Here is a 17,341-nt window from a genome sequence, read left to right as displayed (position 1 = left end):
CTTAAAAGCAAAATCAGTCCAAAAATAAGCAAGATTAATCCATTTTTATAAAAAGAATAGTTTATTTGTTAGCATTAACAGTAGTAGAAACGAAAAGGATAAAAATGTATAAAAAAATCATGTCTGTAATTGCTCCACTGATAACTTTAACTTTTGGATTGAATGACTTAATTTATCTATTAAGTGGACACTCATTTATAAATAATTTTGCTAAGTTTATTGGATTTTCAAATGGATTATCTTCGGTCCCTTATGCAATTAAATTGTGCGTTAGTATAATATTAATATTTATAATGCTAAAATATGATTATATTTTTATTAGGGATAAAAACAACAAATGAATTGTAGATAGTGAAAGAGAAAAGTGACTTTTAAGATGTTGAAAATTATTTTTGAATTAATATTAGCTTTTGTAGCAATATACTTAATTTCCGGTGGTTGGATTGAAAGTTTTGTTGAATGGCTTAAAAGAAATTCTATAAGTATAAAAAGCTTTTGGAATTCACATAAAAGTAAGAGATAAGTGTTAGCTTACCTCTTTTTTATCTTTTAATGCAAAATCAGTCCAAAAATGAGCAAAATCAGTCCACTTTCACAAAAATAGAACAAAACATGATATTATTTTTGTTGAAAAATGTTAAGGATTTCAGAAAGGAAATTATTATGAAAAAGAAAACTGTGAAAAAGCAAGTTGTTAAGTTAACTGAAAAAGAACTTACTAAAGTTGTAGGTGGTAGAGGAATTCTAAAAGCAAATTGGCGTTATACTAATAGGAGAAAAATGACATGGAAAGATTTTTTTAAATAAATCGTATGAAATTGTTGTTTTTGATTTCTACAGTATGTTCAGTTATATTAAATTATATTTATTTCTTTAAAATTACTAAAATAAATTTAAAAAAGAAAACAGAATATTTCTTTTTGGGATTAGTATTACTAATTAGCATTTACCTAAATGGTATTATGAACGGTTATTTCTCTATTATAATATCTAATATTTTTACTTTAGCAGTATTCTATATAATGTTTTATAAATACATGAATATTAAAATGCTATTAGGATCTTTGATAATTATATATAACATAAATTTAATATCTGATATAACTTCTTCAATTATATTTGGATTATTTTCAGAATTATCTTTCGATAAGCAATTACAAGTAGATATTTTATTACTAGTTATTACATATTTTATAGAGTTTTTTTTAATAAATAAATATAATATTTTTTTTAGAAAACAACTTCAAAATCAGAGCTCTAATATTTTCATTTGGTTAATGACATATTTGTACTTTACAGGTGTAGGAATAGGAATAATTTACAGTACTAACCAAAATTATTTACCCGTATCTGTATTTTTATCAATTATGTTAATAATTCAAACTATATTTGGAATAGGTTTTTTTTATTTATTAATAAGGTTACAAAAAAATATTCTAAACAAACAGCAACAAGAAAAATTACAAGAGGAACTACTTCAACAAAAGGAATATGCTGAAGCTTTAGAAAAAGAAGAAGATAGTTTGCGTAGATTTCGACATGATTACAAAAATATGCTAACAGCTGTGAATTACAGTGTTAAGATGGGCAATTACGATGAAGCAATTGCTGAATTAGATAGATATTCAGAAAAAAATCTAGATGAGAATGCCTTGTTAAAATATAAAGATGTTAATCATGTAAAAGATGAATATGTTAAGAGTCTTTTAATTGCAAAAATATCTAAAATGGCAAACGATGGTATTAAATATAATTTCGAATGTCGAAAAGATATTCCATCTTTATCAGAAGATATTGAAAGACTAGACTTAATTCGTATATTAGGAATAGCGATTGACAATGCAATTGAAGAAAACGAGAAGATTTTAGTTACTTCTAATAAAAATGATACGGATATTCAGATAATGATGAATACATCAGAAGATGTTAAGTTAGAATTTGAAATTAGAAATAAAATTTTAACTGATGATGTAAGTTTAGCCCAAATGAAGAAGCGCGGATATACAACTAAGAAAGATCATGAAGGTGTGGGCTTAGCCAATATTGAACAGATAAAACAAAAATATCCTGCAATGGATATTTCATACAGTATTGAAGATGGGTATTTTGATTTTTATATGGTAATAGAAGAGGATGAGAATTATGACGAAGATAATTATTTGTGATGATAATGAACACTTAGCTAATCAATTAGCAGACCAAGTAAATATCACTCTTCAAAATATTAAAGATGATAATCAAAAATATGAACAACTAGATACTGAAATTGAAGTCTTTACTGATTCTTTGAGGCTTATTGGTTATACCGAAGTTGTGGATGTATCTCGTGCTATTTTTTTCTTAGATATTGAACTTAATCAAAATCAAAATGGTGTAGATATTGCTGAAAAAATTCGCAAAAATAATCCCGATGCACAAATTATATTCGTAACTGCATATGATAAGTATGCTCCATTAACTTATCGTAAGCGAATTGGGGCAATTGATTATATTAATAAAGCAGATTCTGAGAATGTCTTACCTCGTTTAAATGAAACCATTATTAATGCACTTAAAAATTTAGAAATAGCTAAAAAGAATGAGGGTAAATATTTTATTTATCAAATTAGACGCAGAACCCAACGACTTCCTCAATCAGAGGTTATCTATGTTATGAATAGTGGAATTCAGCACAAAGTTGTAATGGTTCATAAACATGGTGAAGCTGAATTTCGTGGAAATGTTAGCAAAATTGAAGCTGAAAATCCATTCTTAGTTAAAGTATCTCAATCTTGTTTAATTAATCCTGAAAACATCAAAGAAATAAATACTCTTAAAAGAACAATCATAGTTTCAGATGAAGAAACGATTAATTACACTAGAACATATTCTAAGGTTGTTAAGAGTTTGAAGAAGAAGTTAGAAAAATAGGAAATATTTATGCTGTTCAAATATAAATCAATCTATATCCCTCAAGTAGATGAAGCTGATTGTGGAGTAGCGTGCTTAGCAATGATTCTTAAGCAGTATCATTCTCGGATGTCTCTTGCACATCTGCGATATTTTGCTCAGACCAATTTAGATGGAACAACTGCTCTTGGACTTGTGAAGACTGCAGAGCACTTTAATCTTAAAACGGATGCTATTAAGGCAGATATGTCGCTGTTTGACCTTGATAATATTCACTATCCTTTTATTGCTCATGTGTTAAAGCAAGGTGAGTTGCTGCACTATTACGTAGTTCTTAAAAGCGATAAGAATTATATTACAATTGCTGATCCAGATCCTGATAGAAGAGTAGTAAAAATGACACGAGCTACTTTTGAGCAAGAATGGACTGGCATTGCACTATTAATGCAACCTAATGAAGATTTTAAGCCGATTAAAGAAAAGAAAAATAATCTACTGTCCTTATTTCCTTATATGTTCAAACAAAAGCGACTAATGATGAATATCATCTTAGCCGCTATTTTAATGACCATTATTAGTATTTCTAGTTCATATTTTTTACAGGGAATAATCGATACTTATATTCCTAGTGGAACTTATCAAACTCTATCTATTTTGGCGATTGGTTTATTAATTGCATATATTTTTAATTCGATTTTCTCTTATGGACAAGATTTGCTTTTAAATATTTTAGGTCAAAGATTAAGTATTGATCTTAACTTGCGTTATATTCAACATATTTTTGAATTGCCAATGGAATTTTTTGTAACGCGTAAGACTGGTGAAATTACTTCTAGATTTTCTGATGCAAGTAGAATTATTGATGCATTGGCTAGCACCGTTATTTCTTTGTTTCTTGATCTTTCAATTGTGATTGTAATGGGAATAGTGCTTGCAATTCAAAACGTTACTTTATTTGTTATTACACTTATTGCATTACCTTTTTATGCAATTGTAATTTTAGGTTTCACTAAGAAATTCGATAAATTAAATAATGAGCAGATGGAGAGTAACAGTGTAGTTAGTTCATCTGTAATTGAAGATATCCAAGGTATTGAGACTATTAAGGCGCTTAATAGCGAAGAAGTCCGTTATCGCAGGATTGATAGTCAATTTGTTGATTATTTAAAAAAATCGTTTAAATATAGTAAAACTGAAAGCTTACAGACAGCTCTTAAAACATTTATTCAACTTTCTCTTAATGTAGTAATTCTTTGGCTTGGTGCAAAGATTGTAATGAATGATCAGTTAAGTATCGGACAACTAATGACTTTTAATGCATTACTAGCTTACTTTATTGATCCCTTACAAAATATTATTAACTTACAGCCTAAGCTTCAATCAGCGAATGTTGCCCAAAATCGTCTTAATGAAGTTTATTTAGTTGAGAGTGAGTTTAAAAAGTCAGGTATTACTGATATTAAGAAGTTAGATGGCTTAATTAAATATAACCATGTTAATTATTGTTATGGATATGGACAAAACATCCTTACTAATATCAACTTAACCATTAAATCAAATGATAAATTAGCAATTGTTGGTATGAGTGGTTCTGGAAAATCTACAATGGTTAAGTTATTAGTAGATTTCTTTTCTCCGACTGCTGGAGAAGTGACATTAAATAATATCAAGACTACAGATATTGATAAGCACACTTTGCGTTCATATGTGAATTATGTACCGCAAAGTCCATACATTTTTTCTGGAACTATTAAAGAGAATTTATTATTAGGTAGCAGAGAAAATATTACAGATGAAGATATATTTAGAGCTTGTCAATTAGCAGAAATTGAACAAGAAATTATGAATCTACCGCTTAATTTTGATACTAAGATGGATGAAAATGCCAAGATTCTTTCAGGTGGTCAAAAGCAGCGACTAACGATTGCTCGTGCATTGTTGTCTCCAGCACAAGTATTAATCTTTGATGAAGTAACTAGTGGATTAGACACAATTACTGAGAAAAAAGTAGTTGATAATTTAATGAAACTTGATAAGACAATAATTTTTATTGCTCATAGATTAGCAATTGCAGAAAAGACTAATAATATTATTGTAATTAATCATGGTGAAATTGTTGAAAAAGGAACCCATGATGAGTTGATAGAAAAACATGGCTTTTATTATGAGTTGGTTAAGAACTAGGAGTAAAAATGAAAAGACAAGAGTATGAAAGTAATAAATTTTATTCTACTAAGTTCAAAAGTTTATCAACGATTATTATTTTGCCAGTGGCTATTTTGGTTTTCATCGTATTCATTGGGTCTTTTTTTGCAATTAAGCAAAATACTGTAACAGCTATAGGCTCGATTGAACCTAGAAAGGTAATAAAAACTAAATCTCAATATTATGAAGGACAAATTGTTAAAAAGAATAGTAAAGTTAAGTTAACTTCTGGCAATATAATTAAACTTCAAGAAGATAATATTGCACATTTAGATAGTAATGGAAGGTATTTAATTCCAAAAATTAAGGTAAACAAAAATTTGCAAGTTGTTATGTATTTTCCAGAAAGTACTGTTCCTTTAATTAAAAAAGGACAGGATGTACAAGTAAATATTGCAGCACAAGGTGGCACTACAAGATTAAGTGGAAAGATTGAAACGGTGGCTGTTTATCCTACTGTAGTGAAGAAGCATAATATGTATAAAGTTGTAGGTAGTGTAAGAACTAAAAATGTAGAAAATTTGCGATATGGGATGCAGGGTGAAGCAACTATTATTACAAGTAAAGTAACTTATTTTGAATATTTAAAAGATAAATTAATAAATAAAAGATGAACTTTAAGCTAATACAGTCATTTTTGATTGTATTAGTTTTTTTGTAAATATACTGATTCTGCACTTCAATGTAAAATCAGTACAAAAATGAGCAACTTTGGTCCACTTTTACTATTAAGGTAAGTAAGTTGGTATTATTAATCTTGTAAATAAGAGATGTAAAAATAGGAGGATTCAAATTATGAATAAGTTTGAAACAGTTGATGTTGCAGAATTATCAGAAAATGACTTAAAAAGAGTCACTGGTGGTTTTATTCCTGTGGCTGTTTGGGCAATTTGGGGCGGAGCTGCAGCAGCTGGATTTTCAGGTGGAATAGCTGTAGGTTTGAATAAAGTGAATCGTATAAATGACAGTAAAAAGAAAGGAAAGTAAAATGGATTCATTTTATAAATATAGGTACTGGATCTTGTTTACAGTATTATTTATTATAGGCTTTCTTAGTGGAATAGCTGTAGGATTAAATTATGTCAATCATTAAATAAGGAGATTAATATGGAAACAGTTAATACAACTAAATTTGTAAAATTATCGGAAAACGAATTATTAGGTATACACGGTGGAATTGCTCCCATACTGATTGGAGTAGGAATAGTTGGTGGTTTAGGTGGTGGCTTTGCGGCTGGCTATGGTTTAGCAAGAGCTTTTGGATAAAAATATTATGTTGAGTAAAAAATATGTAGAGTAGATATTTTTTATATTACTTACATATTTTTTATTTATTATAAAAGGAAGTTTTAGGGTTATGCTTAATAATGAAAAAAAGATTACTAAAATAGTTGGAACATTGGTTGCAGTATATGGAATAATTTTAATCCCATTAATTGGTATGGATAACATCTCACAGTTTCGGTTAGGTGCTATTGCTTTATTAAGTGTAGGAATGATAATTTCTGTAATTATTGAAATCAAAAAAATAAATAAGGAATTTGATTAGAGAAAAATGCTCAAAAGAAAGGTTTAAACAAAATGACTTCAACAAAACGAAATATCATAAAATGGTTATGGATAGATAGTATTTCAATTTTGATATGGACGCTTTCTTGCATTTCGTTAGATGGATTACAAAAACTAAATAGTGAGATTGGTATATACTTGATAATTCTTACAGTTGTACCATTTATCTTAGTTGCCTTAGGGATGAGCAATTTAAAATTAAGAAATAAATTAGCTAAATATATGACTAATTGGTCTATATTAGTATATTTCGCTTATGTAATTTATATTTCATTTGATTATGGTCAAAAGTTTGATATTAAAAATATTATTGTAACAATAATATTTTTAATAGTAGAAATTGGATTATTTATGTTTAATTTCAAAAGAAAGTAAAATATTGTTATAATATTAGAAAAATAAATTTTTGGATAATTTATATTTAGGTCATTCCTCTTTAATAGTGACTTTTAATTAAGGACCTCAAAACTAATTAATTTGGTTTTGAGGTCTTTGTTAAATATTCTGTTAGGTATAAAAATGAAGCTTAAACAACAAGAAATTAAAGAATATTCTTGGATAAATAGTTTAGGAATATTAATTTGGATAATTGTATATTGCACAAGTCAAAGATTACAAAAATTAAATAGTGCGATTGGAATATATTTATTAATTCTAATGGTATTGCCAATTTCTTTATCAATAATGATAACAATCAATTCAAAAATAAGAAAATATGTAGCTAATAATACATCTAAAGAAATGTGGACTTTATATTGGTTTTATGTTGTAATTATTTGCTTAAATTATAGGCATGATTTTAGATTAATTAACATAGTTATTACAGTAATTGCTGTGATTTTAGAAATACTGTTGTTCCATTCTTTAAAAGATGCAAAATCAGTCCAAAAGTAAGCAAAATCAGTCCACTTTGATAATTCTGATCAAATATTTAGTATAATAATTGTGAAAAACTAAATAAGTTCCTATATTTTTTGAATGAAATAAACGAGGTATTCATCATGGAACATATTATTTATTTAATTATTGGTATTATTATTGCAGTTGGAGGAGTTTATGCTTTTAAGCGAACTCAAAGTTATTTGAAGTTAAATACTACTCGAGGCAAGACAACTGATAATCAGTTCTGGGGTTTTGCTTTATGGGCAGGCTACATTAGTGGAGGAATAATGATTCTAGCAGGCATTATTCTTGTGTGTGTAGGAATCTTTTAGATTAATGATCTTGAGGTGAGATTGCCCCAAGATTTTTTTGTAATAGCGAGCTTAAAGGGAAAAATATGGAAAATAAAAAGTTTAGTATCAAGATTTATCTAATTACAATGGTAATTTCTATAGTTGTGTTGAGTTTGTTTTTATGGCTAGTTGGTGGTGCAGAACTGGCGTATTTTTCAGATACTAAGAAAGTATTAATTAATCTGGGAATGTCGTTTGGATTTAGTTTGTTCTTCGTACCATTGATAGTATTTAGTATTTCTAATTGGAAGAAAAGCGACAATTTTTCAATCAAAGGTAAATTCATAGAATTTTTAGTTGCATTTTTAGTAATATTAATGCTGAATTTCTTATGGTCGCGTTTTTTAGGTGGAGAACCTATAACTTGGAGAAGTATAGTTATAGCTATTTTAGGATCGTTAGGAATGACATTAGTTTTTTAAGGATAAATTATGGCAAAGCAAAAGAAATTGTATTTAGCAATCAGTGCTATTGCAACTTTCTTAGCAATAGTCTGCTTAATTAATGCGGCAATTTTAGAATACAGAAAAAGTCGTGAATAATTATTTCCTAGGAAATATGCAAAATCAGTCCAAAAGTAAGCAACTTCAGTCCACTTTTACTTTTTTGGCCATTTTTTAAGTAAAATAATGAAAAAAGGAGAGGATAAAATGTTAAATTGCGTACTAAGTGGATTCATGATGCTTAGAAGAGGATTTGAAAAAGTTGATTTCGATTTTTCATCTTGGAAAATCACAGATCAAGATATAAAAAACATAATTATAGTTTTTGGACTACAATTAATTTTTATATTGGGACTATTTTGGATTGGAAGGAAAATGTAACAATGGATGAATGGATTGGTATTATTTTGCAAGTAGTGATTGAGTGTGGCGCAGAAGTTTTAGGCGCAATTTGGGATAAACTTACCAAATAAGAAGCAAAAATGGCAAAATATGAGCGTTTTGACTGTAAGTAGAAATTGTTTGTTACAATGAAAAACAGTTGACAAAATACTAGCTCTATATTACTGTATTATATAGATAATACAGCTGATAGAGTAAAAAAACATAACAGGTCATGGAGGAGTAAAAATGCTTTATATTTTATACATTATCATTGGTGTTTTGATTGTTCTTGGTGTAAATATTGCAGTTACTGCTTTTTGGGCTATTCATGATACTTATAAATACAGAAATGTTGATCATTTAGCTTTTAGCGACGGCTTTAAGAAATACTTTGCAAAGAATAATAACTTACCTACAAAGATGTCAGATTTATTTAATTTTTAAGGCTAAATATTTGTTCTTCTTTACTAAACGCGTGATACTTAATGTAGAGTCGTGAGTAGAAAGAAGGATTGTTATGTCTGAAGTTAAAGACTACATTGAAAAAAGAAGAGATAGAAGTAATGAAAAGCGGCAAGAATTTATTACTAAAATGAAAGAACTTGAAAAGCTTAATCTTAAAAGGGACGAATTAGTTGCTAAGATGAAGAAAGAATTTGGTGATAAGTTCACTGATGCCGAAATGGAAGAATTATTAAGAAAATAATTCTGTAAATATGTTTTAAAAATTCGCTTGAGTAGTTTTGCTCTAGCGAATTTTTTTGCGCTTTTTTGAAGTAAAGTGAATTATTTTGAACAAAAATGAAGATATTTGAAGAAAAATGATTGATTTTAAAAGTGAAACCGTCTACAATGATAGTCGAGGTGAAAAATATGCTGACCGAAGAACGTCAAGCCCGTATTGAAGATTACATTAATCAAAACGGTCTGTGTAAAGTTTCGGAGCTTTGCAAATTAACTGATACATCTGAATCAACCATTAGACGTGACTTGATTCAAATGGAAAAGCAAGGCATGCTCAAGCGAGTTCATGGCGGTGCTCGATCAGTTAAGTCATTCTCTCGTGATGTGTCACAACATGTACGCTTTAGTTTGAATCATGAAGATAAGCTAAAAGTAGCACGATTTGCGGCAAAGCACTTTGTTCATAGTGGTGATGACATCTTTATTGATGCCGGTACAACTACTTATGAAATGGTACCATTCTTAGCAGATGTAGCTGATTTAACAATTGTAACTAACGGCGTTGAGACAGCCTTGTGTAGTTTAAATCATGGTATTAATACAATTTTAGTTGGCGGTAAGATTAAGGATGATACGCATGCCAGTGTGGGACATAGCGCTCAAGACCAGATCAAGAGTATGAATTTTACGGCGAGCTTTATTGGAACCAATGGAATAGATGCAGATGGCAAATTATCTACACCAGATCCGGAAGAGGCAGCAGTAAAGCGCAGTGAAATTGCTCAAGCTGAACACGCCTATGTTTTGGCAGATAAGTCAAAGATAGGTGAACAGAACTTTGCTGTTTTTGGCAATGTAAAAGATGCGGTGCTCATTACGAATAAACTTAATCAAAGTGAAAAAGCGGCGTTACCAGCCGATATAAAAATAGAGGAGGCATAAGATGATTTATACTGTCACTGTTAATCCGGCACTTGACTATGTTATGCAACTTGAAAAAGTTAATGCTGGGGAAGTTAACAGAACTAATAATTATTCATTTTTAGCAGGAGGTAAGGGAATCAACGTTTCTCAAATCCTTAATCAATTAGATATTGATAATACTGCATGGGGATTTGTTGGTGGCTTTACTGGAAAAGAATTGATTCGTCAATTAAACCAAAAGAGAATTGTTAGCGATTTTGTTACTATTTCAGATGTAACTCGCGTTAATGTAAAGATTCATGCTCAAAAAGAAACTGAAATTAACGCAGCTGGTCCACAAATTACTGATCAAGAAATTACTGCATTTAAGTCACGTTTAAGTGATCTTAAAAAAGGTGATATTGTTGTAATGAGTGGTTCTCTTACTCCTGGTTTGCCAACAGATTTTTATCAACAACTTTTGCCTACTATTAAAGAAGCAGGTGCAGAATTTGTTGTTGATACTACTGGTCAAGCTTTACTTGATACTTTGGAATACAAGCCATTAGTAATTAAGCCAAATCACCATGAATTAGCTGATTTGTTCAATACTACATTTGATTCAAGTGATGTAATGCTTGAATATGCACAAAAGCTTCTCAAGATGGGTGCTCAAAACGTTATGATTTCTATGGCTGGTGACGGTGGTTACTTGTTAACTCAAGATCATGTATATCATGCAAAAGCTGCTGTAGGAACTGCAATTAACTCAGTTGGTGCAGGAGATTCAATGATTGCTGGTTTTGTTGGTACTTACTTTAAGACACAAAACCCAGAAGAAAGTTTCAGAATGGGTATGGCTTGTGGTGCAGCAACTGCATTTACTAAAGATATTGCTGTTAAGAGCCAAATTGAAGCAGTTCTTCCACAAATTAAAGTAGAACAAATTTCCTAGGAAATAATCAATATAAAAGAGAAGAAAGGTTTAGATAAATGAGAATCAAGGACATACTAAGCACCGATTCCATGATTATGGACCTCAAGGCTACTAATAAAGAAGATGCTATTAAAGAAATGGCTGACCTTGAAGTTGCTACCGATGTAGTTAATAACGAAGAAGAATTTATCAAGTCTATTTGGGCTCGTGAAAATGAATCAACTACGGGTATCGGTGGCGGAATCGCTATGCCTCACGCACGTAACAAATATATCAACAAAGCACGTGTATTATTTGCAAAAAGTAAAGAAGGAATTGACTATGACTCCTTAGATGGTCAACCAGTTCATTTGTTCTTTATGATTACTGCTCCAGATGGGGCTGATAACACTCACTTACAAGCTTTAGCTAAGCTTTCAGGACTTTTAGTTCATCCAGAACTTGTTGAAGCATTAAAGAAAGCTCAAACTCCAGAAGAAGTTATTAAACTTTTTGAAGATGCTGAAGCTAAAAAGGATGCTGAAGATAAAGCAGCTGCTGAAAAGAAAAAGGCCGAAGAAGCTAAGAAGGCTGCTAACTCTTCAAAAGAAGATGAAAAGCCTTTAATTGTTGGTGTTACTGCATGTATCAACGGTATTGCCCACACTTATATGGCTCAAGAAGCTTTAATTAAAGCTGGTGAAAAGCGCGGAATTGATGTTCGCATTGAAACTAATGGTTCCGAAGGTGTTAAGGATAAACTTACCCCTGAAGAAATCAAACGTGCTAAAGGTGTTATTATTGCTTCTGATAAAAAGGTCGATATGCCACGTTTTGATGGTAAGGAATTAACTAACCACCCAGTTGTTGATGGTATTAATAAACCTGATGAATTAATTGATATAATTATGGATGATAAAGCTCCAATTTATCATGCTGAAGGTGGTTCAAATTCAGACTCATCAACTAGCACTGAAGCTAAGCCTGGTGTATGGGCAAGTATTTATAAGAATTTAATGAGCGGTATTAGCCACATGCTTCCATTCGTTATTGGTGGTGGTATTTTGATGGCTATCTCCTTCATCGTAGAAAACTACGCTGGGGGTGCCAAATCTCCTGCCTTTATCTTCTTGAACAATGCCGGTAATATGGCTTTTGCCTTCATGGTACCTGTTCTTTCAGCATATATCGCAGAATCAATTGGTGATTTGCCAGCCTTGATGCCAGGTTTTGTTGGTGGATTTATGGCTACTGTTTATACTGGTGCTTATGGTGGTGCATATACTGCTAATGTAATGGCAAATGCGAAATCTCCAGCAGGATTTTTAGGTGGTCTTGCTTCAGGTTTCATTGCTGGTTACTTGATGGTAGGTCTTAAGAAGCTCTTTAGTAAACTTCCAAAGAACTTAGAAGGTATGAAGCCAATGCTTCTTTACCCAATTTTAGGATTGCTTATTATTGCAGCAATCATGTATTACATCATTAACCCAATCTTTAGTGGTATTAACTTAGCAATTACTAACTTCTTAAACCACATGGGTACAGGTAATCTTGTAATCTTGACAATGATTTTAGCTGGAATGATGGCAATTGATATGGGTGGTCCTTTCAACAAAGCTGCTTATGTCTTTGCTTCTGGTGCTTTTGCTAATGATCCTCATTCAGCAACTGCTGCTGTTATGATGGCTGCTGTTATGGTTGGTGGTATGGTTCCTCCATTTGCTACTGCTATTGGTACTACTTTCTTTAAGAATCGTTACACTAAAGAAGAAAGACGTGCTGGTGTATCAAACTGGATTTTAGGATTCTCATTTATTACTGAAGGTGCAATTCCATTTGCTGCTGCTGACCCTGGTCGTGTTATTCCATCATGTGTAATTGGTTCAGCTGTTGGTGGACTTTTAGTAGGTCTTTGGCACATTCAAGTTCCAGCTCCTCACGGCGGTCTTTGGGTATCACCACTTGCTAACCACATTTTACTTTACTTTGTAGCTACAATTGTGGGTTCAATCGTTGCTGGTCTTATTATGAGTTTCTGGAAGAAACCAGTTAGTGAAGATCCAAACGAATAGAATTTAAGAAAAGCTAAATAATAATAAAATAATGTACGTTATGCTTCAAATGACTATAATTTTAGAAGAAAACGTATTATAATATACATATCTTGATGATCTCTACTTAAATCAAGATACTCTGTTATGTTTTGCGTCACCTTAGGGTGACGTTTTTTTGTATTCATTTTTGAATGAATCTAAGTTAAAAAGAGAATTGCAAGTAATTTAGAAAATGAGTTGACAATTCTAAATTAGAACGATATTCTAAAGTTAATTTAGAAAAATAAAGGCTTTTTCTAAATTAAAACGATTCTAAATTGGAAAAGAAATATGGAGAATTAAAAATGAAATTTAAAAAATTATTGTCTTTTATAACTGTGGCTGGTTTTGCTACCATAGTACTTTCAGCTTGTGGTCAAAATCAGAAAGCAAATAATGGAAAAATTAATATCGTGACAACTACTAATGTTTATTCAGATATTGCAAAGAATGTTGTCGGAAAATATGGTACTGCACAAGCTATTATTACTAAGTCTAGTGTTGACCCTCATGACTTTGAACCAACTACAGCTGATGCAAAAAAAGTAGCCAATGCTAATATTATTGTAGAAAATGGCTTAGGTTATGACGATTGGATGAACAAACTTGCTAGTTCCGTATCTAAGAAGCCAGTTTCTGTTGGTGAAGATTTAATGAACTTGAAAAAGGGTGACAATCCACATATTTGGTATAATCTATCTATGCCAACTAAGTATGTAGATTATTTAGTTAAACGTTTATCAAAGTTAGATAAAAAACATGCTTCTTACTTTAAGAAAAATGGTGATAAGTATCTAGCAAAAATTAATCAAATTAAGAAAACCGCTAAATCAATTGATGGTAAAGATAGTAAGCCAGTCTTTGTAAGTGAGCCGGTTTTTGATTATGCTCTTAAGGAAGCTGGATATAGAATAGGAGATAAGTCATTTGAAGAAGCAGTTGAAAATGGTACTGATCCAAGTCCGAAGACTATTAACCAAATGACTAATGAAATTAATAATAAGAAAATTGCTTTCTTTGTAAATAATACTCAAGCAAGTAGTTCTACGGTTAATACTTTTGTAAAGCTTGCGAAGAAAAATGATATTCCTGTATTAAACGTTCGAGAAACTATTCCAGATAATACTACTTATCTTGATTGGATGAGACAAAATTATAATAATTTAGCGAATATTTCTAAAAAATGATATGTAAAGAAAAAAGGGTGATTTGAAGTGAAAAATGTCTTAGAGGTTAAAGACCTCACGATGAGATTCGATACTAAGACTATTTTTAAAGATTTAAGTTTTAACTTAAAAGAAGGGTCAATGACAGCTCTTCTGGGTCCTAATGGAACAGGGAAGACTACTTTAATTAATATTTTGATGAAGTTGTTGGTTCCAACTAGCGGAAGTTTTAAATTTGAAAATGGAATTAAGCTGGGCTATGTACCGCAATTTAGAAATATTGATGCAGAATATCCATTGTCGATAAAGGCTTTTGTAGGTTTAAATGCACCTCTTTTTAAAACAAGAAAAATTAGAGCAAGAATTAATCAAGAATTAGAAGAAACTAACTTATTAAGTATTCAAAATACTCGAATGGGTGAAGCTTCTGGTGGTCAAAAACAACGCGCATACTTAGCACAAGCTTTGTTTGATGAACCTAATATGATTATCTTGGATGAAGCTACGGCTAGTTTGGATCCAGCTGCTAAAGAAGAGTTAATGAGCTTAATTCAACACCTGAATGAGGAACATAATATTACGGTATTATTTGTAACACATGATGTACCACTTGCACGAAAATATATGAAGGAATATCTTTATTTAAATCATGGTAGTATAAAACAAGGAAAAATGAGTCAGTTTGAGGGGGATTACGAATAATGTTTCAATTTGAATTTATGCGTTATGCCTTCTTGGCCAGCACCTTTATCGCTATCACATGTGGGGTAGTAGGAGTATATGTTGTTGCTAGAAACTTTAGTTTTTTAGCTCATACGTTATCTGAAATAGGATTTGCTGGGGCAGCTTTTGCGGTATTTTTAAATATGGCACCTTTATGGGGAATGCTATTTTTTACTTTACTTGGCTCAATTGGAGTAGGTGAACTTTCTATGCATAGTGATCAAAAAGAAAGTTCAATTAGTGCTATTTCAGCTTTATTTATTGGATTAGGGGTATTATTTTTAGCGATTTCTAATTCTAATAGTCGTTACGCCACTAGTATTTTATTTGGTAGTATTATTGGTGTAGATAAACATGGTGTAATTCAGTTGGTAATTTTATCAATTATTGTTTTATTATTGATATTTATTGTTCAAAATCAACTTAACTTTGATTCTTTTGACCATGTGGGTGCTTTAGCTCATGGAATTAAAACTGGTATTATTGGAGTAGTATTCTTAGTAGCACTTGCTATGTCAGTTTCAATTGGTTCTCAAATTGTTGGATCATTGTTAGTGTTTATTTTATTAACTTTACCATCTTCTACTGCACGCTATATTGGTAAAACTATCCCTGCAATGATTGCATGGTCAGTAGGAATTGCTTTGTTTGGTGTGTGGCTGGGGTTATATTTAGGCTTTATAACTAATTGGCCAGTAACATTCTTCATTTCATTGATTGAAGTAGTTATCTATCTCACTACTTACTTTGTTCATATTATTAGACATAAATTATAATTTTAACCAGGTCAATTGACCTGGTTTTTTCTATAAGTTTTTATATTAACAAATGTAAACGGTTACTAGTATAATAGAAGTGATACATAGGTTTATAAAAAATGGGAGGAACTTGTATGACACACTATTATGAAGGTTTTCCGCAAAGCGATAAAGATCAATACTTACATATGGTTAATTTGGATCAGTTAGAACAAGATGTTAAAAAAGTAATGCCAGAAGGAGCATATTATTATATTGCATCAGGTGCAGAAAATGAATGGACTTGGCGCAATAACACCACTGCATTTAATCATTATCAAATTGTTCCACGGGCATTAACTGATATGCAAGATCCTGTTTTAGATACGGAATTTATGGGGATGAAATTAAAGACCCCAGTTATGATTTCACCTATTGCTTGTCATGGAATTGCTCATATGGACGCAGAAGTTGCTACTCAAAAAGGTGCAGCTGCTGCAGGAGCACTTTTTTCATCAAGTACATATGCAAATAAGAGTGTAGCTGATATTGCAAAAGCAGCTCCAAATGCTCCTAGATTTTTCCAATTATATTTAAGTAAGGATTGGAAATTTAATGAAATGGTTTTTGATGAAATTAAAAAGGCTGGTTATAAGGGCATATTTTTAACAGTTGATGCATTAGTATCAGGTTATCGTGAAGCAAATATTAGAACTCATTTTACTTATCCAGTTCCATTAGCATTTTTCCAAGAATATATGGGAGCAAAAGGAAAAGGACAAAGTGTAGCTCAAATGTATGCTGCTAGTGCTCAAAAAATTGGCCCAGAAGATGTAAGAAGAATTAAGGAAGCAACTGGCTTACCAGTTATTGTAAAGGGTGTTGAATGTGCTGAAGATGCTTTTAAAGCAATTGGTGCAGGTGCAGATGGTATTTATGTAACAAATCATGGTGGTCGTGAAGTTGATGGTGCTCCTGCTACTATTGATGTTTTGCCAAGTATTGCTAAAGCAGTTGATCATCGAGTTCCAATTGTGTTTGACGGCGGAGTACGACGGGGTTCACATGTTTTTAAGGCTTTAGCACTTGGTGCCGATATGGTTGGCTTCGGTAGACCATATCTTTATGCATTAGCTTTAGGTGGTGCAAAAGGTGTTGAAAGTGCAATTGAGCAGCTTAATAAGGAACTCAAGATTGACATGCAATTAACCGGCTGTAAAACTATTGAAGATATAAAACATGCTAAAATTGATCATTTCCGTTATTCAGCTGATAATTTAGATTCAAATACTTCTTTTAATAGAATGAAGCCTTATCCAAAAACTAGTGAAAATCAAATCAAAACAGGTTCTCAAGCCGATGCAACTAGTGGTGCATCTGAACACTAATTTAGC

Annotated in this window: 21 protein-coding genes; all 21 read left to right on the top strand. The window is 31.2% G+C overall.

Annotated elements, in window-relative coordinates:
* Positions 1 to 663 precede the first annotated feature (663 nt).
* Positions 664 to 807 (top strand): hypothetical protein, encoded by a 144-nt coding sequence (locus tag ACTHPI_RS00900; RefSeq protein ID WP_445352298.1) that lies wholly within the window; start codon positions 664 to 666, stop codon positions 805 to 807.
* Between the two features lie 470 nt (positions 808 to 1,277).
* Entirely contained in the window at positions 1,278 to 2,165 is an 888-nt protein-coding gene (locus ACTHPI_RS00895) for a sensor histidine kinase (protein ID WP_445352297.1), read from the top strand.
* On the top strand, positions 2,143 to 2,910 hold the full coding sequence (locus ACTHPI_RS00890) for a LytR/AlgR family response regulator transcription factor (protein ID WP_445352296.1): 768 nt from the start codon (positions 2,143 to 2,145) through the stop codon (positions 2,908 to 2,910). Before ACTHPI_RS00895 ends, ACTHPI_RS00890 begins: the two co-directional genes overlap by 23 nt.
* Positions 2,911 to 2,919: 9 nt before the next feature.
* Entirely contained in the window at positions 2,920 to 5,073 is a 2,154-nt protein-coding gene (locus ACTHPI_RS00885) for a peptide cleavage/export ABC transporter (protein WP_445352295.1), read from the top strand.
* An 8-nt stretch (positions 5,074 to 5,081) separates the two neighbouring features.
* On the top strand, positions 5,082 to 5,708 hold the full coding sequence (locus ACTHPI_RS00880; protein WP_445352294.1) for a hypothetical protein: 627 nt from the start codon (positions 5,082 to 5,084) through the stop codon (positions 5,706 to 5,708).
* A gap of 181 nt (positions 5,709 to 5,889) precedes the next feature.
* The gene (locus ACTHPI_RS00875; RefSeq protein ID WP_144355843.1) at positions 5,890 to 6,081 is read left to right on the top strand and encodes a class IIb bacteriocin, lactobin A/cerein 7B family; all 192 of its coding nucleotides are present in this window, start codon (positions 5,890 to 5,892) and stop codon (positions 6,079 to 6,081) included.
* A 120-nt stretch (positions 6,082 to 6,201) separates the two neighbouring features.
* Positions 6,202 to 6,360 carry a class IIb bacteriocin, lactobin A/cerein 7B family gene (locus ACTHPI_RS00870; protein ID WP_144355842.1) on the top strand — a complete coding sequence of 53 codons (159 nt, stop codon included), beginning with the start codon at positions 6,202 to 6,204 and terminating at the stop codon, positions 6,358 to 6,360.
* 91 nt (positions 6,361 to 6,451) lie between these two features.
* A complete protein-coding gene (locus tag ACTHPI_RS00865) occupies positions 6,452 to 6,643 on the top strand; it encodes a hypothetical protein (RefSeq protein WP_144355841.1) in 192 nt (63 codons plus the stop codon).
* A 32-nt stretch (positions 6,644 to 6,675) separates the two neighbouring features.
* Positions 6,676 to 7,038 carry a hypothetical protein gene (locus ACTHPI_RS00860; RefSeq protein WP_445352293.1) on the top strand — a complete coding sequence of 121 codons (363 nt, stop codon included), beginning with the start codon at positions 6,676 to 6,678 and terminating at the stop codon, positions 7,036 to 7,038.
* Positions 7,039 to 7,182: 144 nt separating this feature from the next.
* Positions 7,183 to 7,557 (top strand): hypothetical protein, encoded by a 375-nt coding sequence (locus tag ACTHPI_RS00855; RefSeq protein WP_445352292.1) that lies wholly within the window; start codon positions 7,183 to 7,185, stop codon positions 7,555 to 7,557.
* Between the two features lie 107 nt (positions 7,558 to 7,664).
* A complete protein-coding gene (locus ACTHPI_RS00850; protein WP_445352291.1) occupies positions 7,665 to 7,877 on the top strand; it encodes a hypothetical protein in 213 nt (70 codons plus the stop codon).
* 65 nt (positions 7,878 to 7,942) lie between these two features.
* Entirely contained in the window at positions 7,943 to 8,320 is a 378-nt protein-coding gene (locus ACTHPI_RS00845; RefSeq protein ID WP_445352290.1) for a hypothetical protein, read from the top strand.
* Positions 8,321 to 8,971: 651 nt separating this feature from the next.
* Positions 8,972 to 9,169 (top strand): hypothetical protein, encoded by a 198-nt coding sequence (locus ACTHPI_RS00840; RefSeq protein WP_445352289.1) that lies wholly within the window; start codon positions 8,972 to 8,974, stop codon positions 9,167 to 9,169.
* A gap of 73 nt (positions 9,170 to 9,242) precedes the next feature.
* Entirely contained in the window at positions 9,243 to 9,431 is a 189-nt protein-coding gene (locus ACTHPI_RS00835; RefSeq protein ID WP_445352288.1) for a hypothetical protein, read from the top strand.
* A 167-nt stretch (positions 9,432 to 9,598) separates the two neighbouring features.
* Positions 9,599 to 10,351, top strand: coding sequence for a DeoR/GlpR family DNA-binding transcription regulator (locus ACTHPI_RS00830; protein ID WP_445352287.1), 753 nt, complete (start codon positions 9,599 to 9,601; stop codon positions 10,349 to 10,351).
* Between the two features lies 1 nt (position 10,352).
* A complete protein-coding gene (pfkB, locus tag ACTHPI_RS00825; protein ID WP_445352286.1) occupies positions 10,353 to 11,267 on the top strand; it encodes a 1-phosphofructokinase in 915 nt (304 codons plus the stop codon).
* Between the two features lie 38 nt (positions 11,268 to 11,305).
* Positions 11,306 to 13,300: a PTS fructose transporter subunit IIABC gene (locus tag ACTHPI_RS00820; protein WP_445352285.1), complete on the top strand. Its 1,995-nt coding sequence runs from the start codon at positions 11,306 to 11,308 to the stop codon at positions 13,298 to 13,300.
* 326 nt (positions 13,301 to 13,626) lie between these two features.
* Positions 13,627 to 14,508, top strand: a complete 882-nt coding sequence (locus tag ACTHPI_RS00815) for a metal ABC transporter solute-binding protein, Zn/Mn family (RefSeq protein ID WP_445352284.1) — start codon at positions 13,627 to 13,629, stop codon at positions 14,506 to 14,508.
* A gap of 60 nt (positions 14,509 to 14,568) precedes the next feature.
* Entirely contained in the window at positions 14,569 to 15,189 is a 621-nt protein-coding gene (locus ACTHPI_RS00810; protein WP_445352494.1) for a metal ABC transporter ATP-binding protein, read from the top strand.
* Positions 15,189 to 15,986 carry a metal ABC transporter permease gene (locus tag ACTHPI_RS00805; RefSeq protein WP_445352283.1) on the top strand — a complete coding sequence of 266 codons (798 nt, stop codon included), beginning with the start codon at positions 15,189 to 15,191 and terminating at the stop codon, positions 15,984 to 15,986. The genes ACTHPI_RS00810 and ACTHPI_RS00805 overlap by 1 nt, the downstream gene beginning before the upstream one ends.
* A gap of 116 nt (positions 15,987 to 16,102) precedes the next feature.
* Positions 16,103 to 17,335, top strand: a complete 1,233-nt coding sequence (locus tag ACTHPI_RS00800; RefSeq protein WP_445352282.1) for a lactate oxidase — start codon at positions 16,103 to 16,105, stop codon at positions 17,333 to 17,335.
* The last annotated feature ends 6 nt before the right edge of the window (positions 17,336 to 17,341 follow it).

It is taken from the genome of Lactobacillus sp. PSON, assembly GCF_052615405.1.
Note: the sequence above shows the minus strand (reverse complement) of the source record. Positions and strands in the feature narration are given on the sequence as shown.